The sequence below is a fragment of the Xenorhabdus sp. NBAII XenSa04 genome, assembly GCF_963866145.1.
GTDB classification, from domain to species: Bacteria; Pseudomonadota; Gammaproteobacteria; order Enterobacterales; family Enterobacteriaceae; genus Xenorhabdus; species Xenorhabdus indica.
In genome coordinates this window covers 14,985-39,177 of the sequence record NZ_CAWMEB010000146.1, presented here as the reverse complement: position 1 = coordinate 39,177, position 24,193 = coordinate 14,985, and the positions used below count along the sequence as shown (strand labels likewise).

Sequence of the window (24,193 nt, the reverse complement as noted above, 5' to 3'; positions counted from 1 at the left end):
TAATTATTGGGAGCATGACCTTGGCGGACGGTTACGGTTAAAGCAGGGTATTAAAAGGATGACACTTCCTGTGAGCTTGCTGCAAGTAACTTTTCACTGAGCTCATTGAAACATCCAGATTTGCTGCCACATCTTTATAGTGCATTCCTTGTAGCCGTGTTAGCAGGAACGCTTGTCTGACTTTTTTCGGCAGTTCATCAAGGATCTTATCTATCCTCTCTAATTGTTCTAACAGTGCAAGCTGATATTCTGATGGGCATGAAGTATTGCTCGGTACTGTACTGACAGACTCCAGATAATTGTCTTCGAGTTTTTTCCGGCGGTAGTAATTAGCGATAGTCCTGCGGGCAATGGTAATTAAAAAAGCTCTAGGATAACGGATATCAGCTAGATCTGGACATTGTATCAATTTGATGAAAATGTCATGGGCAAGATCTTCTGCATGGTGTGAATAAACACAGTTTTGTTTGATCCAGTTATATAACCAATTGTGGTGTTCGCAGTAGAGTTGTTGGGCTATTTCATTGTGCCCGAATGTGCTTTTTTGCACAGCCATGTGATATTGCCTGATGGAGTAGAATAAAAACGATAATGATTATTATTTTTATTTAATTAGTGGAAGTCAATGGGCATTGCAGTGATAATCCCCTTAAAAATTAAGAGGATTATCAGTTGAATCGTTAAGTGTTAGTTAGAATTGCTGTGAAATACTGAATTTGTAATTACGGCCAATACCAGAAACAGCTTCTCCTAAGTATGGATAGTAATCACGGTTGAACAGGTTATCTACAGTGATCCGTGCTTCAAAGCCTTTCATAAGAGACGGGCGCCAGCTTGCAAACAGGCCGTGCAGGGCATAGCCTTTGGCTTTTGGTAATGACCAATATCCAGCTTCTGGGTCGTCATCTACAGGTGAACGATCTTGTTTACGGATAAAGTCACCTTTCCAGCCCATTGTCATTTGCAAGAGCGGGATTTTAAAGCCGAACGTGGTGTGCAATGATGTTGGCGGTATTTGATCCCACCAGGTTTTGTGTCCTATCCATGGGTCACGCGGAGAAGTATCACGTTGTCCACGTATCGTGGAGTAAGATAACTTACCAAACAGAATGGCGCTATCGTAGAAAGTTTCTATTTCCAACCCTTGTATGGTGTAGCCGGGCAGATTGCGGTGATTCGATAATGGTTTTCCACATGCATTAGATAAACCACTTTTGCGGTGTTCCTCACAATAAATTCCACGTCTTTTGAAAATTTCATCTTTTCCCCGATTATGGAATAGCGTAGTACGGATTTGTAGACTGTCATTCTCAAGCATCAGATTATCGTAATCAAAAATGGCACCAAATCGTATTCCTGTCATTTTTTCAGTACTTAGGTTACGGCTGGAACCCGGAACGTTGGTTCCTTCTGACTGAACCTCATATTGTTCATCTACCAGTGGTGCTCTCCATGTATGGCTGATGTCTGCAAATAGTGAGAGATTCGGAGTAGTTTTCCACATCAAGCCCAGATGAGGTGTCCAGCCAGCATAAGTTACACTGCTGTAGTCATGATTGGCTTCGGGGGATTTATTGTTAAAACGGAGGGCCTTATTTTCTTCACCCGTATTTTTTACATGGTCATAGCGCACTCCTGGTGTAATTGTAACGTTACCCAGTTTCAGAGAGTCCTGTATATAGAGGCTGTAGGTATGCTGAGTGCCCGATGGCATATAGTGAGGCTGATAATAGCCGTAATTATACTCAGCATTGTCTTGTATATTTTTACTTTTACTTTTATCGAACATTAAAACGTTGCGCTGATTCTTATGCCAACGGATTCCGGCTATTAATTCATGCTCGATTACACCTGTTGAGAACACACTATTATTGTTGATCTCAGCCATATTGTCGGTGTAATCCGTCCAACTTTTGTTCCCCATTGAGCCACTGAAAAAAGAAGTAGCGTTTCCTGGGCGACTATCGTTTTGTTTGGTTTTGGAATAAGCGTAAGTCAGTGTCAGATTAATCCATGGATTATCTTCGGGGGCGATATTCCATTTGGCGGAATAGTTTTGATCGATTTGATCACGGAAAATCAGTTTTCTTTTCCAGGCGTCATTCCAACCGTATTTCTCTACATCAACGGCTGATGGAACGGTCATCTTATCCCGTTTAGCCGCCCACGGCTGCCAGCCATCCGATTCAGAGCGCATTGCAGATAAACTTATTGTATGCGCATCACTGGGGTAGAAATTGGTTTTCAATAAATAGGATGTTTGATTGTTTTGTGAAAACTCAAAGCGTGTGCCATCAGGGCGTTTGATATTATGTCCATCGCGTTTACTGAAATACAGTAATCCATCAACGTAGCCATTGGCATCTCTGCCATATAATGCAGCACTGTTGATCCACTGCCTGTCATTGGTATGGTAGCTTTGTTTAATAAAACCACCCCAATCCTCATCAGGGCGCAAGAAATCGCTGGCGTCTTTGGTCACAACTTTAACCGAGCCACCAAACCCACCGTTGCCATTCAATATATTATGTGGCCCTTTATCCACATCAATCCGTTTGATTAATTCAGGTTCGATAAAGATGGAACCCTGGCGATATTTCTCAAACCCTTTTGGGGCATCATCCAGTGTCACTTTGACATCTTCTTGGTCACCCATCCCCCAGATATTTAATGTTTGTCCGCCGGGACGTGGTGAACCAGACATTGAAACGCCGGGAAGTTGTCCAAGCAGCTCAGCAATATTATCCGCCTGAGTACGGTCAATATCTTCCTTTTTAAGTGCAGAACTACCCGCACTGGTGCTGTTATGTGTATTCCCTACAACAGAAAGCGTAGAAAGCTGCATCACCTCATTTTTCTTTTCTGACTCTTGTCCTGAAGGATTCTCAGTAGCCGAAACTGAGCCGGAAAATACAGTGCCTAGCACCAGAGTGCCAGAGAATGTTCCGCTTAAAATTTTTCGGATAAAAGTTGCGATTGGGTGTTTTTCCAAATTTTGACTATTATTTGCCATAAATTTCCCGAAAAGTGTCTGTGTGAAATATTGCATTGTTATAAGTCACCCAGGAAAGTAAATCGGGTAAATGAAAATGAGAATTATTTTTATATGTGTATTTTTTAACGGTATGTTTTTTATCAGCACAGTTTTTTTATAGGTATAGTTTTTATAGGCATGGTTTTTATAGACATAGTTTTTATAGACATAGTTTTTATAGACATAGTTTTTATAGACATCGTTTGCTGCAAAGTGCTTATGGGATGTTGTGGTATAAAAACCAGGACACTCATTCGCAAGGTTATTTCCGTAAGTGCAAGGGGTTAATCAATGAAGAAGATTCTTAGTACGCTGTTCTTGGCAGGAATTGTGGCATTTATTGCAGGTTGTGATGATGCTTCCAAAAAAGCGGAGAATTCAACCCATCAAACTGAAGATAGTGCATCTCAAATGAAAACGGATACTGAGCAAAAAAACTCAGAAATGACGGATACAGACAATAAAAAAGAAAAACCACAAGGCATGAAAGACAATGCTACGGGTGGAGAACGTGGGTCGGTAGATAAATCCAGGGAAACACAGGGTAACATCAACCATTCCACCCATGATGCGGTAAGTCAAACGCCGTCTTCTAAGACGGCTGATGTAAACGATAATGTGACAAAATCGCTAAATGACGCAGCGGATAAGGTGGCAGCCAAAGCGGGGGAGGTACAACAACAGGCCACGGATAAAATTAATCAGTTTGCAGATGAAATAAAGTCGAAGACGAAAGAAATCAAATCGGATACTGATAAAAAAACGGATGATTTAATCAATAGTCTTAAAGGTGATAATAGTAAAAAAGAGGAAGGCTAATTCAATGTGTCAGAATTTATCACTCTGATAATTTATTCATATAGGAAGGGTGATCTGAACGTGATCACCCTTTTTTTCAGGAAATTTTTGATGATGTGTTGACCGGCGATTTACGTACCGGAGCGCCATTGGCGACATAATATTTTGCCTGACTACGGGGCAAAGGGGTATGTCCCCGGATTTTATCGGCGATTTTCTCTGCCATCATGATGGTGGTGGCATTCAAATTGCCGGTAATAATTTCCGGCATAATAGACGCATCAATGACACGCAGGTTTTCAACACCATGCACTCGCCCTTGACCATCAACCACCGCCATTTCATCAAATCCCATCTTACAACTACAGGATGGATGAAAAGCCGTTTCGGCACGTTCACGAATAAAGGCATCCAACTGCTCATCTGTCTGGATATCAGCGCCGGGGCTTATCTCCCGGCCACAATAAGGCGCAAGGGCGGGTTGTACCATGATTTCTCGTGTAATGCGAATGGCATCGCGGAATTCCTGCCAGTCCTGTTCTGTAGACATATAGTTGAACAAAATACTTGGATGCTGGCGTGGGTCACGTGACTTGATTTTCACACGTCCCCGGCTTGGAGAACGCATCGAACCAACGTGAGCCTGAAAGCCATGTTTATTGACTGCATTACTACCATTGTAGTTAATGGCAACAGGTAAGAAGTGATACTGAATATTGGGCCAGGCAAATTTTTTACTGGTACGGATAAAACCGCCGGCTTCAAAATGATTGCTGGCACCAATACCCGTGCCTTTAAATAACCATTCAGCCCCAATCATCGGTTGGTTATACCATTTCAAAGAAGGATAGAGAGAAACAGGTTCGAGGCACTCATATTGCAGGTACATTTCAAGATGATCCTGAAGATTTTGCCCTACACCGGGCAAAATATGTATCGCAGGAATACCCAATTCATGTAATACATTCTCAGGGCCAATGCCTGAACGTTGTAAAATCTGTGGGGAAGCGATGGCTCCGGCACAGAGCAAAATTTCTTTGCGTGCTTTGGCCTGTGTCAGTGTTGAACTATTGCTTTGGTAGAAATCAACACCAACAGCAGTTTTACCCTCAAATTTGATGGTGTCTGTTAGTGCATGAGTAATAACGGCCAGATTAGATCTCGATTTGGCTTGATCCAGATACCCGCGTGCAGTGCTGGAGCGGCGGCCTCTGGGCGTGACAGTGCGATCCATTGGACCAAAACCTTCTTGCTGGTAGCCATTCAGGTCGTCAGTACTTGGATAGCCAGCCTGAATGCCTGCTTTTACCATCGCATGAAAAAGCGCATTATTGCCTGCTTTGGGGGTGGTAACGCTGACAGGGCCATCTCCACCATGATAATCATTCGGACCAATATCCCGTGATTCTGCTTTGCGGAAATAAGGCAGACAATCGAGATAAGTCCAGTCTTCCAGACCAGGTTGTTTTGCCCAATTATCAAAGTCCATTGCATTGCCACGGATATAGCACATACCATTGATCAATGAAGATCCCCCTAATCCCTTCCCCCGTCCACATTCCATGCGACGGTTATTCATGTAGGGTTCAGGATCGGTTTCATACGCCCAGTTATAACGGGTTCCCTGCAAGGGGTATGCCAGCGCTGCTGGCATTTGAGTACGAAAGTCGAATCGGTAATCTGGCCCACCTGCTTCCAGCAACAGGACAGTAACATTCGGATCTTCCGTCAAACGAGTTGCAAGCACATTACCCGCTGAACCAGCACCGATAATAATGTAGTCAAATACCATTGTTATCTCCTCTGTTTCAGTCGTGGGTTAAAATAGGGATTCGAAGTTTCCTAGTTCAACCTGTATTGATTTAATTTGTGTATAGTGTTGTAGAGTAACCAGCCCATTTTCGCGTCCGACACCAGAATGTTTGTAGCCGCCAACTGGCATAACTGCGGGTGATTCTCCCCATGTGTTGATCCAGCAAATCCCGGCTTCTAATTGGTGGATAACACGGTGAGCACGGGATAAATCTTTCGTTACTATTCCTGCGGCAAGGCCATAATCTGTGTTATTAGCACGAGCAATGACCTCATCTTCTGTTTCGTAGGTCAGAATACACATCACCGGGCCGAAAATTTCTTCCTGGGTAATCAGCATGTCATCGGTACAGTCAGTAAATACAGTTGGTGCAACAAATGCCCCTTTTGCCAGATCACCGTCCATTAGGCGTTTGCCGCCATATAGCAGACGGGCACCGGAATTTTTGCCGCTTTCTATGTAGCGCAAGACAGATTCCATATGCGGGAAGCTGACCAATGGGCCAAAATTGGTATTCGGATCAAGCGGTGAGCCAATGCGGATCCGTTTGATACGTTCAAGAATTTTATTTTCAAAATCAGGAGCCAGTGCTTTCGGGATAAAAACGCGTGTGCCGTTGGTACAGACCTGACCTGAACTGAAATAGTTTGCCATCATGGCAATATCGGCAGCCCGATCCAGATTGGCATCATCGAAAATGATCAACGGAGATTTACCACCCAGTTCCATTGTGACTTCTTTCAATGTTGAGCCGGATGCGTTAGCCATTACTTTCTTACCGGTGACAATACCGCCGGTAAAAGATATTTTGGCGATTTTCGGATGGACAGCCAGATAGTGGCCCACTTCATATCCCATGCCTGTCAGGACGTTAAATACTCCGTCAGGCAGACCTGCTTCAGTGTAAATTTCAGCGAGTTTCAGCGCGGTGAGGGAAGTTACTTCACTGGGTTTAAAAATCATGGCATTACCGGCTGCCAGCGCTGGTGCTGATTTCCACAATGCAATTTGGATTGGATAGTTCCATGCACCAATACCCGCTACGATACCTAGTGGTTCACGGCGCGTATAGATGAAAGAGGATTCACGCAATGGAATTTGCTGACCTTCAATCGCAGAGATCAGACCGGCATAATATTCCAGAACATCGGCACCGGTAAGGATATCAATTACCTGAGTTTCAGAGAGCGGTTTGCCGGTATCCAGTGTTTCCAGTTCGGATAATTCATCATTGCGCTCACGGAGAATATCTGCCGCTTTAAGTAAGATCCGTGAACGCTCTACCGCAGTCATTGCGGCCCAGATTTTCTGTCCTTTTTGGGCACCTTCCACAGCCAGCTCAACATCTTGTTCCGTTGCAGACTGTAATTGAGCAATGACTTCACCATTGGCTGGATTGATTGCATCAAAAATGTTTCTGTCAGGGTTGGTGCTATCAACATAAGCACCGTGGATATAAAGTTTCTGTAAACCAAAACGGGTCATAGCGTCTCCTTAGGTCAGAACTCAGGGTACACCTGTTATCTGAGTTTCTGCTCGATATAATCGATGGTGATAGTGAAGGCACTTTCTATATCAAAAGGCTTGCTGCTTAAGGCACTTCTCAGCCAGATACCGTCAATCAGAGCTGCCAGCCCTTGTGCTGCCAGTTGTGCTTCTCTTTTGGGCAGAACCCTTCTGAATTCAACACAGATATTGGAATACAAGCGACGTTCATTCACTTGTTGTAATCGGTATAAATTGGGCTGGTGCATGCTGCTGGCCCAAAAAGCCAGCCAGGTTTTCATGGCTGCACTATTGATTTGGCTGGCGTCAAAATTTCCTTCAACGATGACTGTTAGCCTTTGAGCTGGGGTAGCATTATCGAGTAGCCGTAACCGTCGTGCTACAGCCATTTTGAGTTGATGCAATAGATGCCGCATAGCCGCTTCAAGTAATCTGTTCTTATCCTTGAAATAGTGACTGATAATACCGTTAGAAACCCCGGCTTTTCTGGCTATCAGCGCAATACTTGCTTCCTGCATTCCAACTTCATTGATGACCGCTAATGTTGCATCAATGAGTTGTTGTTTTCTTATCGACTGTATTCCAATTTTGGGCATGACCTTACACTCAGAAAATCAATGATTCGGCCGTTATTAAACTTTTTTTTAATTGAATGTTCAATCAAAATTAAATATGTTTTATTACAATATTTTCACAAATAGGGATTGGGATTATTGAGAGAGAGTTAAATTTTTATTTATTATTCATATTGTTATTGGGATTATTCTTTTTTGTTTTTTCTTTTTATTATTTCAGGAACTGCCTATGAATATACAAGACAGTCCAAAAAACACTCAGAAGGATACACTGAACTCTGTCGTTTTTTTTATCTCAGCAGTATTAATTATTGTCTTTTCTCTTTTCACGTTTTTCTTTACGGATACAACGAGTATCTGGATAAAAAGTACGCTGAATTGGGTATCTAAAACATTTGGCTGGTACTATCTGCTGGCTGCAACGCTTTACATTGTCTTTGTCATATTTGTTGCCGCCTCCCGTTTTGGTTCTATCAAGCTAGGGCCGGAACAATCTAAGCCTGAATTCAGTTTGCTCAGTTGGGCGGCAATGCTGTTTGCTGCCGGGATAGGTATTGATTTGATGTTTTTCTCAGTAGTTGAACCAGTTACACAATATATGCGTCCACCTACGGGGGAAGGGGAAACGATTGAAGCAGCTCGTCAGGCGATGGTGTGGACATTGTTCCACTATGGCCTGACGGGCTGGTCTATGTATGCTCTGATGGGGATTGCATTGGGATATTTCAGTTATCGTTACAACTTGCCATTAACTATCCGTTCAGCGCTTTATCCTATTTTTGGCAATCGTATCAAAGGGCCTATCGGTCATACCGTGGATATCGCTGCGGTGATAGGGACGATTTTCGGTATTGCAACTACGTTGGGTATCGGTGTGGTGCAGCTAAATTACGGTTTGAAAGTACTTTTCGGGCTGCCACAGGGCTTGGGTATTCAGGGGGGATTAATACTGCTTTCAGTGATCGTGGCAACGGTATCCGTCACCTCTGGTGTGAACAAAGGCATTCGATTTTTGTCCGAATTGAATGTGTTACTGGCATTAGGGTTAATTCTATTTATCCTGTTTGTGGGGGATACAGAATTTTTGTTTAATGGACTGGTACAGAATGTTGGTGACTACATCAGCCGTTTTATGAGCATGACACTCAATAGTTTCGCATTTGAACGCCCGACCGAATGGATGAATAACTGGACACTGTTTTTCTGGGCATGGTGGGTTGCCTGGTCACCGTTTGTTGGATTATTCCTTGCGCGTATTTCTCGTGGTCGAACAATTCGCCAGTTTGTAATGGGAACTCTGGTTATTCCATTTGTTTTTACGCTGCTTTGGTTATCCATTTTTGGTAACAGTGCGTTATATGAAATTCTTCACGGCAATCGGCAATTAGCTGAAACGGTATTGAACCATCCAGAGCGAGGTTTTTATAATCTGCTGGCACTTTATCCGGCTTTCACTTTTAGTGCTTCCGTTGCTACGATCACCGGGCTGTTATTTTATGTTACATCGGCTGATTCGGGAGCATTAGTTTTAGGTAATTTCACATCTAACCTCAGTGATATTAATAATGATGCACCAAACTGGCTGCGAATATTCTGGTCTGTGGCAATTGGTGTGTTGACATTGGGTATATTGATGACGGATGGTATCTCTGCTTTACAAAACACCACGGTAATTATGGGCTTACCATTTAGTTTTGTGATCTTCTTTATTATGGCAGGGTTGTATAAATCGTTGCGGGTGGAAGATTTTCGTAAGGCCAGTGCATTGCAGAATACATCTCCAACATTGGTGCACGACAATGGTTCTTTGAACTGGAAGCAGCGCCTGAGTCGTATGATGCATTTTCCGGGAACGAAAAGTACCCAACGTATGTTGGATATGGTGTGTCGTCCTGCGATGCAGGAAGTTGCAAAAGAGTTGGAATTACGCGGTGCGAAAGTGCAGTTTAGTACTCTGCCTTCGGAGGAGGACAAGCGTCTTAGTCCGCTTGAACTGATTGTTGATTTGGGGGAAGAACAGAATTTTATTTACCAAATCTGGCCGCAGCGTTATTCCGTACCCGGATTTACCTATCGTGCGAGGTTGGGTAAGTCTTATTACTTCCGGTTGGAAACCTTTCTGATGGAAGGCACACAGGGTAATGATTTAATGGGCTATACAAAAGAACAGATAATCAGCGATATTCTTGATCACTATGAAAAACATCTGAATTTTATTCATTTGAACCGTGAAGCGCCGGGACAGACGTTGATTTTCCCAAGTGGAGGATAAACCAGAGTTGGCCTGCAATAATATAGCAGGCCATACCCGTTCCATTGGGTATATTCGATCATACATTCAACGCGTTGTTCTTTATGTATATTTGGATAACGTGGAAATTCAGCTTATCTGCGAAGCTGATGAAATGGGGGCCTTTTGTTGGAAACAAAAAGCAACAACGTTAGCTATGGTATGCTTGGAAATCCCGGTTAAAGCGTATCATTGCACATACTTTCGGAGGACGAAGTCAGAAAACACGCAAGAAAATTTTGAAAAAACTTGGTTGCCGATGTGGATTGAGAAAATAATGAATAATAAACGTCAGCAGTCCCTAACAGTAAGTGTAATTCTTATCATATTATTTATGTCATAGTTTTTAAGCGACATATCAGCAGTCAAATAATATGCATAATAAGAATAAATATCATTTTATTAACAATGATGAATTAAATATATCATTAATATCACATCTCGCTATTAATGTTTAAAAGTCTGATTAACTTACTTAATTAAATAAAATTTAACTCACTAAAATAATAACAATAAAAAAACATATAATTTTGTTCTGGGTTTTTGCTATCTAAATATTAAGGCTATATCAAGATAGGGAATGTTTTTTATTAATCTTAGTTATAATGATTTATTTATCTATTTGATATTAAATAGATTTTTTAATTCTTGTGATTTAAGTATTGGTATAAAGACACCGAGTTAATACAATAATAACTATATTATTAATATAAAAAAGAGGGTAAAAATGAGCTTAAAAATAGAAAAAAAGAATTCAAGTCTACCTCAAGAAAATATAAATGATATATGGATTGACTGGTTGGACTCGAAAGAGTTGCAGAATCTGACAAGACACCCTGTACTCCAGGCGTTTAGTCATGGCACTGCCAGTGAAGGAATGCTGAAAACGTTTTTAATTCAACATTATTACTATTCCCGCTATTTTACACGTTATCTGATCGCACTTATAAGTAAATTACCTTTATTGGAAGATATACAAGATCTTCTTGAGAATTTATTGGAAGAAATGGGATTAGAGGATAATAAAAAAATCACCCATGCAGAACTTTTTCACAGGACATTAGCAACTGTCGGAGCTGATATAAATAGCCAAAAACCTTTTGAAAACACAACTGCTATGGTTGATTCTATGCTTACTTATTGTCTTGCTGACGATCCTTTAGAAGGTTTATCAGCAATGTGCCTTGGTGCTGAAGCTATTGTTCCCTTAATTTACAAGCCCGTATTAGATTTTTTACTCACATTAAACTACGATAATGATGCAACAGAGTTCTTCAGTCTTCATGTTGAAGAAGATGAAACTCATGCAATTAAAATGTTCAGCATAATGACTAGGTTAATTGGTCAAGATGAATCATTACGTCTCAAAGCCATTCATATTGGCAGTCAAATGGTAAAAAATCGTATCAAAATTCTAGATGATATCTGGAATAACATTAATAAGAAAGAAGAAAATATTAATTTAAACAATCAAGAAAAGCACACTTCATTTAATTCTTATGATTTTTGGCGGGTCAATAATAATTTGCTCTCTTATATTCCAGAATCAGAAAAATTAATTCATAAAAATGTCACAAATAGTAATAGTTATAGTGAGGAAAAATTTTCAAAAGAAAGAAAACATAAAGTAAATATAGTTAATTTGCCAGCTAAAACAATCAGTATGACATTAGGTCATCTTGACCCTAATCAATCTACTAATTTACATCGACATAATTATGAAACCATTATTTATATCATAGAAGGAAAAGGAATGTCTAAGATTGGAGATAATAATATTGAATGGTCAGCAGGAGATGCCATTTATATTCCACCTTGGGCTGAACATAAACATATAAATATATGTAAAGAAAAATGTCTGTATATTGCTTGTGAGAATGCACCACTATTACAAAATATAGGCAATATTGCATTACGAGAAGAATTAGAATAACTCATAGAAAGGTAATTATTATGTCTTTAGAAAAGATTTTGAAAGATAGCGTCTTTGACAGGGGAATAATTGATAATAAAACAAAATCAATAAATTTAGCAAAACGATTTGTTTTAGAAAATGAGTTTCTTGATAAGCCATGTTTTATCGGACCTGATGGTTCAATAAGTTACTCTAAACTTGCATTCTTTGTCAAAAAAAGTGCCTCAGCTCTACAATTAAAAAAGATAGAAAAGAATACAGTAGTTATTTTATGTCTCAACGATAGTCGAGAATTAGTCATTTTATTCTTCTCTTGTTTAGCAATTGGTTTATTACCTGTCATTATTAATCCAAAATCGCCCATAAATAATTTTTATTACATTCTCAATGAATTTAATAACTCACTTGTTTTCATCGATGAAGATAATAAAATGCCGATTAAACCGAAAGAAAAAATAAATCTAATACGTATCAAAAGAACAGATGATCTTTCGGCATTTTCTGATTGGATGCCTAAAGACTCCGATAGTACATGGAATAATTTTTTGGAAAAAACTGAGTCTGAACCAGCTTTCATACAATATACTTCTGGCTCAACAGGAAAACCTAAAGGGGTTATTCACAGTGCCTCATCAATCCTGGCCTCTTGTGAAAATTTTTCTAGAAATCAGTTAAAGATAGCCAAAAATGACATTATCTATTCAACATCAAAAACATTTTTTGGTTATGGTATGGGGAATACCCTATTTTTTCCCTTATATTCTGGTGCTACTGCAATCATAGATAGTGATTGGCCTTCAATGATAAGAGTGGCAGATAACATCAAACAGTTTAAACCAACGGTTCTTTTTTCTGGCCCAGTTATATTTCGTTTGTTACTCGAAGATGATGAATTCAAAAAAAACACTCATCTCCGTTTGATTATTTCTTCAGGCTCTATGTTATCTTTTTCTTTAAAAAAAGCCTGGTTAGATAAATTTAATATTGTAATACATGATGCATTTGGATCAACTGAAACATGCCATGCTTTTGCAACAACTTATGGTTATCCCCCTCGTTCAGGGAGTATTGGAAAACTTATTACAGGGTATTCTGGAACAATTGCAGATCAAAATGGAAAAATCATGCCAGTTGGGGAAACTGGTGTTCTTATGCTGAGTTCTAAATCCCTTTCCTCTGGGTATTGGAATGATTTTCAAAATACAAGAGCCAAATTTTCTGGAGGCTGGTATCGTACAGGAGACTTGTTTTCTCAGGATGAAGAAGGGTATCTTTATTATTATGGTAGAGACGATGATAAATTTAAGGTATTTGGTCGCTGGCTTGTGCCCGTTGAAATAGAGAAGATTGTGAACATTGCGTTTCCAGAAGCAGGAGATGTGTTTATCGTTCCTTGGTTAGATAATACCTGCGAATACAGACCCGTTTTATGTTTGAGCGTTTCTTTTGATGAATTTGCAATAGTCAGTAAAAAAATAGCTAACTACATAATCCAACAAGTAGAAAGTTATAAGCATCCCTATGCTTATTTAAATATCAAGAATTTTCCACTTAATAGTAATGGTAAAATTGATAGAAAATTACTTATAAATATAGCTCAACAAGAAATTAACAATACTAAAATATCTTATTTTCAAGGGAAAATAAATTATGATAACACTTAATGAATTCCTTGAATATAGCAAAGAGGGGTATAATTTAATACTTATATAGAAGAGCATAACTCAACTGGGTTGATTATTCCATCCTGAGTCCATTCTCTCTGATTCCGGCATGGATATACTTAAAGATTTTATCTCAATTGTTGAAAAATGGAAAATAAAAATGCTAAGAAGAATGCCAGGAATAATGAAATCATGAAAAAATTTAAGAATGAAATATAATTTTTAATGCTTGATACTCCTAAAATCATCTTGAAAATAAACAGGTAACTTTAGGAGATAATGTTCAAGGAGGTATCTGCCAATGATTCCAATAGAAGATATAAAAAATATTATCAGTGAAAAAAACATCGGGGCTGGTAATTTCATATATCACTTAAATAATTATTTTCTGAAAACGGGAAAAAGTGGAATAAAGATAACATGTGATGTACCAACATACTATAATACAGAAGAAATGTCACAATTTGAAATTAATGATCTTGTTAATATCTCAAATAAATTATCAGGGGCCTATATTGCATTAGGTGTCCCAAAACGTGAGCCTGTCGCATTATATTTTAATGATACTATAGATTATTTAATTAACTTTATTGCTTTGAACAACATAGGTGCATTTCCCATTTTTGTAAATGGGGAACTCAGTAGTAATATTGCATTTCAGTTTATGAGTAATAGTGGAGCGAGATTTATTGTTTCAGATGAACAACGAATTAGTGAGCTAAATAATAAATCTACTGATTTTAAATTTATTACCCTTAAAATTCTTAATACACTTAAGAAACCTATTACAGACTATTATCAACACCATCCAAAAGATATTATCTTACTGGGACATACCTCTGGTACAACTGGTTTTCCTAAACCGGTCATTTTTACCCACGAATCTATGTTTTATGGCGTCTTGCAAGAAGTCGGTAAGCAACGAGGAAAACAAATATTATCCACATTTCCTCACTCTCACGGTGCCTCAATGACACTGATAATGCTGACGTTGATGCGAGGTGCGGTAATACATATTCAATCAAGGAAAACGGCTGTTCATATTTTAGATACCATTGAAAAAATCAAACCTGATACCGTTGCTGCTTTTCCTAAAATATTTGTTGATATATGCAGGGAGAATCTCGATAGCTGGGATCTCAGTTCTATTTCCCATTGGATTTCGACAGGTGATGCCAACCACGAATCACATATACGGAAACTGATTTCTTATGGTCACCATTTCGTTGATGGCAAAAAAATACAGGGATCTTTTTTCATCGACAACCTTGGTTCATCAGAATTCGCATTTGCCATGTTCAGAAATATTTATCAACCGACAACAGAAAGATACGATCGTTGTATTGGAAAGCCCTTTTCTTGGGTTGATGTTGTCATATTCGATAAAGATGGAAATAGGCTTCCTGACAATAAAATCGGTATGCTAGGTGTGATTTCAAAATCAGTAACAGCAGGATATTGGAATAACCACTTGATGACTGAAAAAAATCGGATGAATGGTTATTGGTTAACCGGTGATTTAGTTTACCGTACAAACGACGGTTTTTTTTACCACGTTGATCGTACATCAGATTGGATTAACACTCCTGACGGTCCACTTTACAGTACTCAATGCGAAGAATGGCTGTTGAAAAACATTGATAGTATTTTTGATATCAGCATCGTCTCAATTTCTATGCCTGATAGTACTCAACAGATAACCGCTATCGTCGAATTAAAAGCAGCATGTAAAATATCCCCAACCACGCTACTACGGGAAATTAATTATTATAACCGAAAAAAACAATGGCCATTAATAGATAATATTGTGTATGAATCTGCCAATAAATACCTAGGCGTAACAGGAAAAAAACTCAAGAGAAAAATTAGAGATTGTATTCCTGAGAATGATTTAATCATAACTAAAGAAGAAAATTAAGATGAATAAAACATGTTTAATTACAGGAGCTAATAAAGGTATCGGGTTTAAAATAGCTGAAAAATTAGGTGAGCGAGGCCAGCGGGTCATACTTTCAGGTCGTAATATATCAGCTCTTGAAAAAAGTGTTTTACAATTAACCCAACGGGGAATTACTGCCGAGCTATTACATTTGGATGTTACGGACCAAGAATCTATAAAATCTGCTGCAAATTTAATGCTTAGTAATAATACAACTATTGATGTGCTTATCAATAATGCAGGAATCTTTTTGGATTCAATTCAAAAACCCAGTGAAACATCTCTGGATAGTATTCATAACACTCTAGCGGTCAATTTGATCGGTCCCTGGCTTGTCACTCAGGCATTTTTACCTTTACTCCAACGTTCAAAAGAAGCCAGGCTGATTTTTATATCTACTGATCTTGCTGCCTTATCTCAAGCAGCCGATCCCCATTCAAAGTACAACAAGGTTGAAGGTCCGGCCTATCGCACCTCTAAAGCAGCCTTAAACATGCTTGCTTTACAATGGGCCAAAGAGCTGCGCGATTCGAATATCTCTGTCAGTGTATGTAGCCCAGGTTGGTGCAGAACCACTCTAGACAGTCAAATTGATTCACGAAAAGCCCCTAATTCTGCTGCTGACGGTGCTGATACCGCTGTTTGGCTCGCTTTAGATAAAGACAGAACACAACATGGGCATTTCTATGCATTTCGTCAACCTATCAATTGGTAACTTTATAAAATAAACAATATTGAGGATAATAACATGACAAAAAAAGAAAATATTAATATCTCTGATCACCAAGCTGAAACAACTCTTTATATAGATACATTAATTTACCAAGGAAGGGAGGCTCAAAAAGAGATTGAAAAATGCTCAGATGAAGAGATTGATAATGTTCTGCACGATTTAGCTAAAATCTTTTCCTCCCGCTGCCGTCAATGGGCCGAAAAAGAGCTTACTGTAACACATATCGGCAATGCTGATGATAAAGAACACAAATTAGCATTAGTTGTTAATCAAGTATTTAAAGGATTATATGGCACCAAAACCTACGGTCGCCTTGATGGAAGCCAAAGACTCATTGAATATGCCAGTCCGGTAGGATTGATATTTGCTGTTGTTCCATTAACCAATCCAATTCCAAATTCACTTTTCAAAATCATGCTTTCTCTCAAAACTCGCAATGCTATCATTTTCAGCTATCCGGCCAAAACAGATAAATTAGCAAGTGAATTTATTCAGTTAGTACAACAGACTATTGTTTCCCATGGTTTGCCGATTTCATTGATTCAGGTTTGTACACCGCCAAGTCACGATAAAACTCATATGTTAATGCAGCACCCTGGTGTAGATATGATCCTTGCTACAGGGGGGAAAACAATAGTCCATGCAGCTTACAGTTCAGGTAAGCCTGCATTTGGTGTGGGGCCTGGCAATGTTCCGGTTTATATTGGGCGATCCGCTAATATCAAAAAAGCTGCTGCCAATATTGTTAAGGGAAAAATGTATGATAATGGTATAGTTTGTGGCTCAGAAAGTAATCTTATAACACATCCTGCCTGTAGAAATGACCTGATCATAGCTTTAGAAGCAGATGGTGCAGCTATCTTGACAGACAGTGAAATTGAACAAGCTATCCAAATGTTATTTAACCAAGAGACCCAATATCTGAAGCGGGAAAATATTGGTCTTAATGCCGCATCATTGGCAGAAAAAGCTCATTTATCGCGCAATTATCCAATTAAATTGCTTGTTATACCCGCTGAATTAGGGAGATATAATTTTCTCAGTAATGAAAAAATGGCACCAATATTAACGTTATATACTGCCAATGAAGAAAATGGTATTGACCTCTCTTATTCGTTAATTTGTAAAGAAGGCGCTGGTCATACAGCCGTAATACATAGTGAAGATCCCGATGAAATTCATCAATTCTCGCTCGCTATGCCTGCCGGGAGGATTTTGGTGAATACTGCGGCAACACATGGCATGCTTGGAGAAACAACTGAGCTCCCTATATCATTTATGCAAGGTAGCGGAACTTTTGGCAGCAACCATACGACTGATCCGATCATCTGGAAACACTTAGTCAACATTAAACGTGTTGCGTATGGCTTACAATGATGTATCTGAATCTTTCAAATTTAAATAATTTGGGAAGAAAATAAATGAAAATACAGTGTATTGGTGCAGGCCCTGCCGGATTAGTGTTTGCCATTCTTACAAAAATGCATAATCACCATCATGAAATTGTTATATATGAACGTCATTTACCAAACGTTACAACCGGGTGGGGGCTTACACTTTCTGAATCAATTTTACAACAATTAGCCAAAATTGATCCTATTATTGTTGAACAACTCAGGTCTCATGTTTTAACGTTAAATTATATTGATATTCACATTAGAGGAAAGATAGTCCGTTCATCCAAACAACAACTTCTTGCTATCAGTCGATTAAATATGGTCAATATTCTGAGAAAAAGAGCACAGGATATTGGTATCAAAATACATTTTAATATTTCATTAAAATATGAAGATCTTATTAAGCTTTCCGCTGATCTGACGGTTATAAGTGACGGTTCCAACAGTAAAATAAGAAATCAGTTAGAAAATAAATTTAATACAGTACTTCATGAAGGAAATAATTTATATTTATGGTTAGGAACTTCACAACTCTTTAATAATACCTTTAATTTTATTTTCGAACAAACAGAAACAGGTTGGTTTTGGGCGCATTGTTTCAAGTTTGAGAAAAATTGTTCTACGTTTATTGTTGAATGTTCACATGAAACTTGGATAAAAACAGGATTTTTATATATGGATAAAAAGCAAACAATAAATTTTTTGGAAAAAACTTTTTACCGACATTTACATGGCCATCCATTAAAATTCAATGATATATTTAGAAAAAAAATCTATTGGCGTCGTTTTGTTTCTCCCGTAAGCAAAATTTGGTATCACGATAAAAAAGTTTTGCTAGGAAATGTTGCGCATTCTACACATTTTTCTATCGGTTCAGGAACAAAGTTAGCAATAGGAGATGCAATTGCACTAGCGGAAAATTTAAGGTCATGCAATAGATTAGATCTGACCAACCTTGCACATTACCAACAGTGCCGGCAAAATGAATCATTAAATTTACATATAGCAGCAAAAAACTCTCAATCTTGGTTTGAAAATGTTGATTCATTAATTTCAAATGACTTTTTACAATTTTCTATCTCTTTACTTTTGAGAAGTGGTAGAATTTCACAAGATGATCTTTCTATAAATCTGTTACAATAATATATAAAGAGAATGTATTTTATATTTTAATTTTATAAAATAGTAAACAGAGGTTATAATGAATTACGCAAAAATATCCCCTAAAATAATAAACCCACTGTATAAAAGTTATGATGAAATACAGAAAACTGAATTAGATCACTCGCTTATTCTTTTAGTTGAAATGCGAACCTCACAAATTAATGGTTGTGCTTACTGTTGCAGGCTCCATGCAGAAATGGGGCGTAAACTAGGTATAAAAGAGGAAAAGTTCGATAAGTTACCAGGCTGGTTTAATTCCAATATCTATAGTCCGAAAGAAATATTGGCATTAGAATGGTGTGAAGCGCTAACAACAAGCATTAAGAAAAAAAATCTTGACCCTATCAGAGAACGTTTAGAAGAGGTTTTTTCAGAAAAAGAAATTGTTGATCTGACTGCTGCTATATCAGTCATGAATGCCTTGAATAGAATGGCAGTAAGCATTGGAGATAATGGGTAGTAAATTTCCATTATTTGCAACTTAGTTGATGTGTTAAATAATATATTCTATGAATATTATTTTCATAAGACATGATAGTTTCACGACTAAAGGAAATCCTATGTTAAGTGGAAATCAATTAAGATATGCAATGTTAATCGCACGTTACTCACTTTCTATTGCATTTCTAGTCGCAGTTGCTGACAGACTGGGTTTTCATAGTGGATATGGTGAAGAGCAAATTACATGGGGTAACTTCACTGTATTCCTTGACGTTGTTAAACGTTTAAACCCTTGGGCACCTGATTTTATGATCCCTATTTTGGGCTGGGGAGTTACTCTCTTGGAAATCATTTTACCAATATGCCTAATGGTAGGCTTTAAAATCAAAGAAAGTGCATTGATAAGTGCAATCCTGCTATTAATTTTTGCCATCGCAATGGCAACAACCGGCTTATTAAAAAGTGTGTTTGACTATAGTGTTTTATCTGCGTTTTCTTGTGCCCTTCTACTTTATTTTTTTGAAAAATTAAAAATGAGTGAAGATAAAATTATCTGAATTAATAGATCAAATAGTGATAATAACTAAATGGTACTGCATTGTGTAATACAGTACCAAAATTATTTTAATTATATTTAGATTCGGTGAGATTACATAATAAGTACAACATTGTTAATCTGGTAGTAAACGTGCTTGTATTTCCTTAATAATTCATTTGGTGTTTTAGCATGCTGTGTTTTTCTGGAGTAATCATTTAAGCGGTTTACAATAAAATTTATTTTCTGATCAGTTAATTCATTAAAATCAGTTCTCTTTGGAAAATATTGCCTGATTTATTCTGATTTCTCTTCATCTCCAGATTGATGGCAGGTGTGAATTTCGATTGAATGACGCGTAAATGAAAAGATGTGAACAACCTGCTTTTTTTAAACTGGGAAAATGGTATCTTTCTGTTTCAGTCAGTTGTGTATAGGACATAGTGTATAGGACATAGTGTATTTCCCTGTGGTAGAAAAGATGCCTGTTATAGCAACTAACCGCTCTTTTGAAAAATAGCACTTATTAGTTTGTCGAATCAGCCAGGTATAACTTTATGACTACTAAACAAAGAGAAAAAAATATATCTAATGCCAAGTATTTTATGCACGAAGTTTGGGTTCTAAAAAATCCCACAGATAAATCAATAAAAATGATGGATAATGATACAATTATTGAAAGTCCTACTGGAACTTCAGTTGGTATTGATTCTTTTATAACACTATTGAAAATTTGGTACAGGGCTTTTCCTTATTTAGTATACAGAGAGAACAATATCAGCGCTCACAATAGAGATATTATTATTGATTGGGAAATTGAAGGAGAACATCTTGGTGAGTTTTATTCAATTTCTGCAACCGGAAAAAAGGTTAATTATCGGGGAACAACAAAAATTGTTTTCACTGATGGGAAAATTATCCATTATCACACAAAGACTGATATAAAAAATATTATTTTACAATTGACAAATTCATCATATTCTCCAGTTTTTGATATAAAAAATATTGAGGTATATAATTTAATCAATCAAATATTAGGACATCAATTGTCTTATCGGCAAATAGAGTGCCTTGCCCTTTCTACGTTAAATACGTCTATCAAAGATATTGCAAGGTTATTATCTATAGAAAACAGTACCGTACAGACTCACTTAAAAAGAGCGTTCGAAGTCATTGGTATTAGTAATAAAAAAATGCTTATGGAGTTCATTATTGAGTGTCATGCGATTGAAATTATGGTTAGAGTTGGATTGCTTATAATAATTCGCATAAGAAGGAATAAATATTTTAAATATTAAACTACCCAATAATAATTTAATCTGAACTAAGCAATTGTGACAGATATTTGATAACAATATGATCTCCAACCACCGTGAATGTTTCACGTCGGTCATGATTCGAACCAGGTGACTTGCTGACGCTTGATTTTCAGGTTATGTATCCATGGAAATGCATGACCGAATTATTGGGTATTATCTGAACATTCATCACTATCAATAAGTTGGAATCATGATCCCAAATTACAGTCTGTTTTTTGTTCTGATTAAAGTAAGTAATAAATTATTTTGATTAACCTGTTATTTGAAATAAATCTTTTATTAGACAGATAATAATAGTGAAATGCAGGTTGATATTTGCCTGTATGATAAAAATGGTTAAAAAAAGTAGCGCGTTATGATTTTCGACTGTATATTTATACAGTTTCTTTGTCGTGGAGAGATCTGATGCGCAAGATTATTCATATTGATATGGACTGCTTTTTTGCTGCTATTGAAATGCGGGATAACCCATCACTTCGCGATATTCCTATTGCTGTTGGTGGCAGTGCTGACAGGCGAGGTGTTATCAGTACAGCGAATTATCCTGCCCGCCGTTTCGGCGTACACAGTGCTATGTCTACCTCAATGGCTTTAAAACTTTGTCCTCAATTGAAAGTGATTTCAGGACGTATGGCGTTCTATAAAGAAGTTTCTCAACATATCCGCCAGATTTTTTCCCGTTATACCGAATTGATTGAACCTTTGTCTCTGGATGAGGCTTATCTGGATGTAACGAATTGCCAATATTGTTATGGCTCCGCTACGTTAATTGCTAAAGAGATTCGTCAGGTCATTTTTGAGGAGTTGCAACTAACTGCTTCGGCAGGTGTTGCACCCGTTAAATTTCTGGCCAAAATTGCATCAGATATCAATAAACCCAATGGTCAGTATGTGATTGCTCCTGAACAAGTTGAAGAGTTTGTGAAATCTTTACCATTGCACAAAATTCCCGGCGTGGGAAAAGTAACGGCTAATCGATTATCGGGGATAGGTTTGGAAACCTGTGTGGATGTGCAACGCTATGACAAGTTAGAGTTAATAAAAAAATTAGGGAAATTTGGCTTAGCGCTTTGGCAGCGTTGTCATGGTATTGATGAACGCTTAATCAAGCCTGAGCGCTTACGTAAATCTGTTGGTGTAGAAAAAACACTGGCGCAGGATATTCATGATTGGCGTGATTGTGCCGAATTAATTGAACAACTTTACCCTGAACTGGAAAAGCGGTTGGGAAAGGTTAAGCCTGATCTGCGTATTGCTCGTCAGGGCATTAAATTAAAATTTGATGATTTTCAACTGACGACACAGGAGCATGTCCATCCTCTATTAGATAAACAGGATCTGCTTCGGATCGCCAGACAGGCTTGGGAAATTCGCAGAGAAGGCCGGGGTGTCCGGTTAGTTGGTCTGCATGTGACATTACAGAATCCACAACTGGAACGTCAGTTATTGTTAGAATGGTAATGCTGCTTGTTATGGGGGAAAGCATGTAAGAAAGAATATTCCCCTGCCTGTGAACAGGGGAATGCAGGCATTACTACTCTTTCACCGGAATTGATTTCAGAATGGCAGTCAGCAATTGCCAATACTGATCAACACTCTTAATGTGAACCCTTTCATCAGGTGAATGTGCACCACGAATGGTTGGGCCAATGGAGACCATATCCATATCTGGATACGGTTTTTTAAACAATCCACATTCCAAACCTGCGTGGATCACCATAATATTCGGCATGTTGTCGAACAATTGGTGATAAGTTTCGCGGACTAAATGCATAACTGGAGAATTGGCATCCGGTTGCCAGCCAGGATAACCGCCACTTGCTGTTGTTTCTGCGCCGGACAGTTTTGCCAGAGAATTCAGCATCCCGGCAACATAGGCTTTACCACTTTCAATTAATGAACGGATCAGACAGATAATTTCCACTCTGTCTGCTTCCATATTAACAACGCCTACATTCAGGGATGTTTCTACAACACCTTTAGCGACATCGCTCATACGAATAACACCGTTAGGCATAGTGTTTAGCATAGAGATAAAGCGAGACTGGCAGTCTTCTGTCAATGCGGGTGATGAAGTTTCAATTTTGTTCAATAAGAGAGTCAAATTCGTGTCAGAAACCGCATATTCATTTTTCAATGTTTCCAAATAATCATCTTTTAACTGATGTAGCTTTTGGCGCTGCTCTGTTGGCACGGCAATGATAGTAGAGCCTTCACGAGGAATAGCATTGCGCAGTGTCCCTCCCTGAAAATGAATCAATCTCAGGCCAAGTTCTTCTGTATGTGTAGCGAGGAAACGAGCCAGTAATTTGTTAGCGTTACCTAATCCTAAGTGGATATCACCACCGGAATGACCGCCTTTCAAGCCCTTCAGCGTTAGTTGCAGAGTTTGATAGTTTGCTGGCAGAGACTCGCGGGAGAGTGTCATCGTTGAGACAAAATCAATACCGCCTGCACAACCCATATAGATTTCGCCTTCTTCTTCTGAATCAGTATTTATCAGAATATCAGCTTGCAACCAGTCAGGTTGAAGGCCAAATGCACCATCCATACCTGCTTCTTCAGTCATGGTCAGTAAAACTTCCAGCGGGCCGTGTTTGACAGATTCGTCTGCCAGTACTGCCAAGGCGGAAGCCATACCAATACCATTATCTGCCCCTAATGTTGTACCTTCAGCCGTTATCCAGTCACCATCAATGTAAGGACGGATGGGATCTTTCGTAAAATCGTGTTGTGTATCATTATTTTTTTGAGGAACCATATCAAGATGAGCTTGAAGTACTACCGCCTTGCGGTTTTCCATGCCTTTTGTGGCCGGTTTTCTAATCAGGATATTACCGACTTCATCGCGCTCAACATGGAAATTTCTGTTTTTGGCCCATTCAATGATGTGAGAGGCCAGTTCTTCTTCATGATAGGATGGGTGTGGAATGGAGCAAATTTTAGCAAAAATATCCCATAATGGCTGAGGGGATAGTGTTGATAATTCGGACACGTCAGATCTCCTGTAACTGCATCTTGATGAAATGGGAAGTATATAATGTTTGACATATCGGGGGCTTGTATCATC

The 24,193-nt window shown here is 38.4% G+C and carries 18 protein-coding genes and 2 pseudogenes; 13 read left to right on the top strand and 7 right to left on the bottom strand.

Annotated elements, in window-relative coordinates:
• Positions 1 to 37: 37 nt before the first annotated feature.
• Positions 38 to 556 (bottom strand): sigma-70 family RNA polymerase sigma factor, encoded by a 519-nt coding sequence (locus AAC147_RS06935; protein ID WP_047679791.1) that lies wholly within the window; start codon positions 554 to 556, stop codon positions 38 to 40.
• Between the two features lie 135 nt (positions 557 to 691).
• Positions 692 to 3,013, bottom strand: coding sequence for a TonB-dependent hemoglobin/transferrin/lactoferrin family receptor (locus tag AAC147_RS06930; protein WP_047679789.1), 2,322 nt, complete (start codon positions 3,011 to 3,013; stop codon positions 692 to 694).
• A gap of 312 nt (positions 3,014 to 3,325) precedes the next feature.
• Here AAC147_RS06930 and AAC147_RS06925 point away from each other — a divergent pair, with 312 nt between their 5' ends.
• Entirely contained in the window at positions 3,326 to 3,853 is a 528-nt protein-coding gene (locus AAC147_RS06925) for a hypothetical protein (RefSeq protein ID WP_047679787.1), read from the top strand.
• Between the two features lie 76 nt (positions 3,854 to 3,929).
• Here the strand turns inward: AAC147_RS06925 and betA are convergent, their stop codons facing one another.
• From betA to betI, 3 genes are read right to left on the bottom strand one after another with little or no spacing between them, the layout of a single operon-like run.
• Positions 3,930 to 5,624: a choline dehydrogenase gene (gene betA, locus AAC147_RS06920; protein WP_047679785.1), complete on the bottom strand. Its 1,695-nt coding sequence runs from the start codon at positions 5,622 to 5,624 to the stop codon at positions 3,930 to 3,932.
• A 27-nt stretch (positions 5,625 to 5,651) separates the two neighbouring features.
• Positions 5,652 to 7,130 (bottom strand): betaine-aldehyde dehydrogenase, encoded by a 1,479-nt coding sequence (gene betB / locus AAC147_RS06915; RefSeq protein ID WP_047679783.1) that lies wholly within the window; start codon positions 7,128 to 7,130, stop codon positions 5,652 to 5,654.
• 35 nt (positions 7,131 to 7,165) lie between these two features.
• On the bottom strand, positions 7,166 to 7,747 hold the full coding sequence (gene betI, locus AAC147_RS06910) for a transcriptional regulator BetI (protein WP_047679781.1): 582 nt from the start codon (positions 7,745 to 7,747) through the stop codon (positions 7,166 to 7,168).
• Between the two features lie 208 nt (positions 7,748 to 7,955).
• On the opposite strand from betI, the gene AAC147_RS06905 reads away from it, so the two are divergent.
• The 10 genes and pseudogenes from AAC147_RS06905 to AAC147_RS06860 all read left to right on the top strand — a co-directional run bounded on the left by AAC147_RS06905 (position 7,956) and on the right by AAC147_RS06860 (position 19,826).
• Positions 7,956 to 9,998 carry a choline transporter gene (locus tag AAC147_RS06905; RefSeq protein ID WP_047679779.1) on the top strand — a complete coding sequence of 681 codons (2,043 nt, stop codon included), beginning with the start codon at positions 7,956 to 7,958 and terminating at the stop codon, positions 9,996 to 9,998.
• A gap of 91 nt (positions 9,999 to 10,089) precedes the next feature.
• A pseudogene (locus AAC147_RS06900) lies at positions 10,090 to 10,258 on the top strand (IS1 family transposase); the annotation flags it as partial.
• A gap of 485 nt (positions 10,259 to 10,743) precedes the next feature.
• Positions 10,744 to 11,949, top strand: coding sequence for an iron-containing redox enzyme family protein (locus tag AAC147_RS06895; RefSeq protein WP_081988966.1), 1,206 nt, complete (start codon positions 10,744 to 10,746; stop codon positions 11,947 to 11,949).
• 20 nt (positions 11,950 to 11,969) lie between these two features.
• Positions 11,970 to 13,595: an AMP-binding protein gene (locus AAC147_RS06890; RefSeq protein WP_047679775.1), complete on the top strand. Its 1,626-nt coding sequence runs from the start codon at positions 11,970 to 11,972 to the stop codon at positions 13,593 to 13,595.
• 301 nt (positions 13,596 to 13,896) lie between these two features.
• Positions 13,897 to 15,513 (top strand): class I adenylate-forming enzyme family protein, encoded by a 1,617-nt coding sequence (locus AAC147_RS06885; RefSeq protein ID WP_047679773.1) that lies wholly within the window; start codon positions 13,897 to 13,899, stop codon positions 15,511 to 15,513.
• Position 15,514: 1 nt separating this feature from the next.
• Positions 15,515 to 16,249: an SDR family NAD(P)-dependent oxidoreductase gene (locus tag AAC147_RS06880; protein ID WP_052189409.1), complete on the top strand. Its 735-nt coding sequence runs from the start codon at positions 15,515 to 15,517 to the stop codon at positions 16,247 to 16,249.
• A gap of 33 nt (positions 16,250 to 16,282) precedes the next feature.
• A complete protein-coding gene (locus AAC147_RS06875) occupies positions 16,283 to 17,644 on the top strand; it encodes an aldehyde dehydrogenase family protein (protein WP_047679771.1) in 1,362 nt (453 codons plus the stop codon).
• A gap of 44 nt (positions 17,645 to 17,688) precedes the next feature.
• Positions 17,689 to 18,807, top strand: a complete 1,119-nt coding sequence (locus AAC147_RS06870) for a hypothetical protein (protein WP_052189408.1) — start codon at positions 17,689 to 17,691, stop codon at positions 18,805 to 18,807.
• A gap of 58 nt (positions 18,808 to 18,865) precedes the next feature.
• Positions 18,866 to 19,288: a carboxymuconolactone decarboxylase family protein gene (locus tag AAC147_RS06865; protein ID WP_047679769.1), complete on the top strand. Its 423-nt coding sequence runs from the start codon at positions 18,866 to 18,868 to the stop codon at positions 19,286 to 19,288.
• A gap of 100 nt (positions 19,289 to 19,388) precedes the next feature.
• On the top strand, positions 19,389 to 19,826 hold the full coding sequence (locus AAC147_RS06860; RefSeq protein WP_047679767.1) for a MauE/DoxX family redox-associated membrane protein: 438 nt from the start codon (positions 19,389 to 19,391) through the stop codon (positions 19,824 to 19,826).
• Between the two features lie 114 nt (positions 19,827 to 19,940).
• On the opposite strand, the pseudogene AAC147_RS06855 reads toward AAC147_RS06860, so the two are convergent.
• Positions 19,941 to 20,101: pseudogene (locus AAC147_RS06855) on the bottom strand (IS30 family transposase); the annotation flags it as partial.
• A 260-nt stretch (positions 20,102 to 20,361) separates the two neighbouring features.
• Between AAC147_RS06855 and AAC147_RS06850 the strand changes: the two are divergent.
• Together AAC147_RS06850 and dinB are read left to right on the top strand one after the other, a co-directional pair.
• Positions 20,362 to 21,102, top strand: a complete 741-nt coding sequence (locus AAC147_RS06850; RefSeq protein WP_052189406.1) for an ester cyclase — start codon at positions 20,362 to 20,364, stop codon at positions 21,100 to 21,102.
• A gap of 426 nt (positions 21,103 to 21,528) precedes the next feature.
• Entirely contained in the window at positions 21,529 to 22,584 is a 1,056-nt protein-coding gene (gene dinB, locus AAC147_RS06845) for a DNA polymerase IV (RefSeq protein WP_047679765.1), read from the top strand.
• A gap of 73 nt (positions 22,585 to 22,657) precedes the next feature.
• On the opposite strand, the gene pepD is transcribed toward dinB, so the two are convergent.
• Positions 22,658 to 24,118: a beta-Ala-His dipeptidase gene (gene pepD, locus AAC147_RS06840; RefSeq protein WP_047679763.1), complete on the bottom strand. Its 1,461-nt coding sequence runs from the start codon at positions 24,116 to 24,118 to the stop codon at positions 22,658 to 22,660.
• Between the last annotated feature and the right edge of the window lie 75 nt (positions 24,119 to 24,193).

Excerpts from the sequence above, each read along its gene's own strand:
- AAC147_RS06935 (WP_047679791.1), bottom strand. The coding sequence starts at position 556 with ATGGCTGTGCAAAAAAGCACATTCGGGCACAATGAAATAGCCCAACAA.
- AAC147_RS06930 (WP_047679789.1), bottom strand. The coding sequence starts at position 3,013 with ATGGCAAATAATAGTCAAAATTTGGAAAAACACCCAATCGCAACTTTT.
- AAC147_RS06925 (WP_047679787.1), top strand. The coding sequence starts at position 3,326 with ATGAAGAAGATTCTTAGTACGCTGTTCTTGGCAGGAATTGTGGCATTT.
- betA (WP_047679785.1), bottom strand. The coding sequence starts at position 5,624 with ATGGTATTTGACTACATTATTATCGGTGCTGGTTCAGCGGGTAATGTG.
- betB (WP_047679783.1), bottom strand. The coding sequence starts at position 7,130 with ATGACCCGTTTTGGTTTACAGAAACTTTATATCCACGGTGCTTATGTT.
- betI (WP_047679781.1), bottom strand. The coding sequence starts at position 7,747 with ATGCCCAAAATTGGAATACAGTCGATAAGAAAACAACAACTCATTGAT.
- AAC147_RS06905 (WP_047679779.1), top strand. The coding sequence starts at position 7,956 with ATGAATATACAAGACAGTCCAAAAAACACTCAGAAGGATACACTGAAC.
- AAC147_RS06895 (WP_081988966.1), top strand. The coding sequence starts at position 10,744 with ATGAGCTTAAAAATAGAAAAAAAGAATTCAAGTCTACCTCAAGAAAAT.
- AAC147_RS06890 (WP_047679775.1), top strand. The coding sequence starts at position 11,970 with ATGTCTTTAGAAAAGATTTTGAAAGATAGCGTCTTTGACAGGGGAATA.
- AAC147_RS06885 (WP_047679773.1), top strand. The coding sequence starts at position 13,897 with ATGATTCCAATAGAAGATATAAAAAATATTATCAGTGAAAAAAACATC.
- AAC147_RS06880 (WP_052189409.1), top strand. The coding sequence starts at position 15,515 with ATGAATAAAACATGTTTAATTACAGGAGCTAATAAAGGTATCGGGTTT.
- AAC147_RS06875 (WP_047679771.1), top strand. The coding sequence starts at position 16,283 with ATGACAAAAAAAGAAAATATTAATATCTCTGATCACCAAGCTGAAACA.
- AAC147_RS06870 (WP_052189408.1), top strand. The coding sequence starts at position 17,689 with ATGAAAATACAGTGTATTGGTGCAGGCCCTGCCGGATTAGTGTTTGCC.
- AAC147_RS06865 (WP_047679769.1), top strand. The coding sequence starts at position 18,866 with ATGAATTACGCAAAAATATCCCCTAAAATAATAAACCCACTGTATAAA.
- AAC147_RS06860 (WP_047679767.1), top strand. The coding sequence starts at position 19,389 with ATGTTAAGTGGAAATCAATTAAGATATGCAATGTTAATCGCACGTTAC.
- AAC147_RS06850 (WP_052189406.1), top strand. The coding sequence starts at position 20,362 with ATGACTACTAAACAAAGAGAAAAAAATATATCTAATGCCAAGTATTTT.
- dinB (WP_047679765.1), top strand. The coding sequence starts at position 21,529 with ATGCGCAAGATTATTCATATTGATATGGACTGCTTTTTTGCTGCTATT.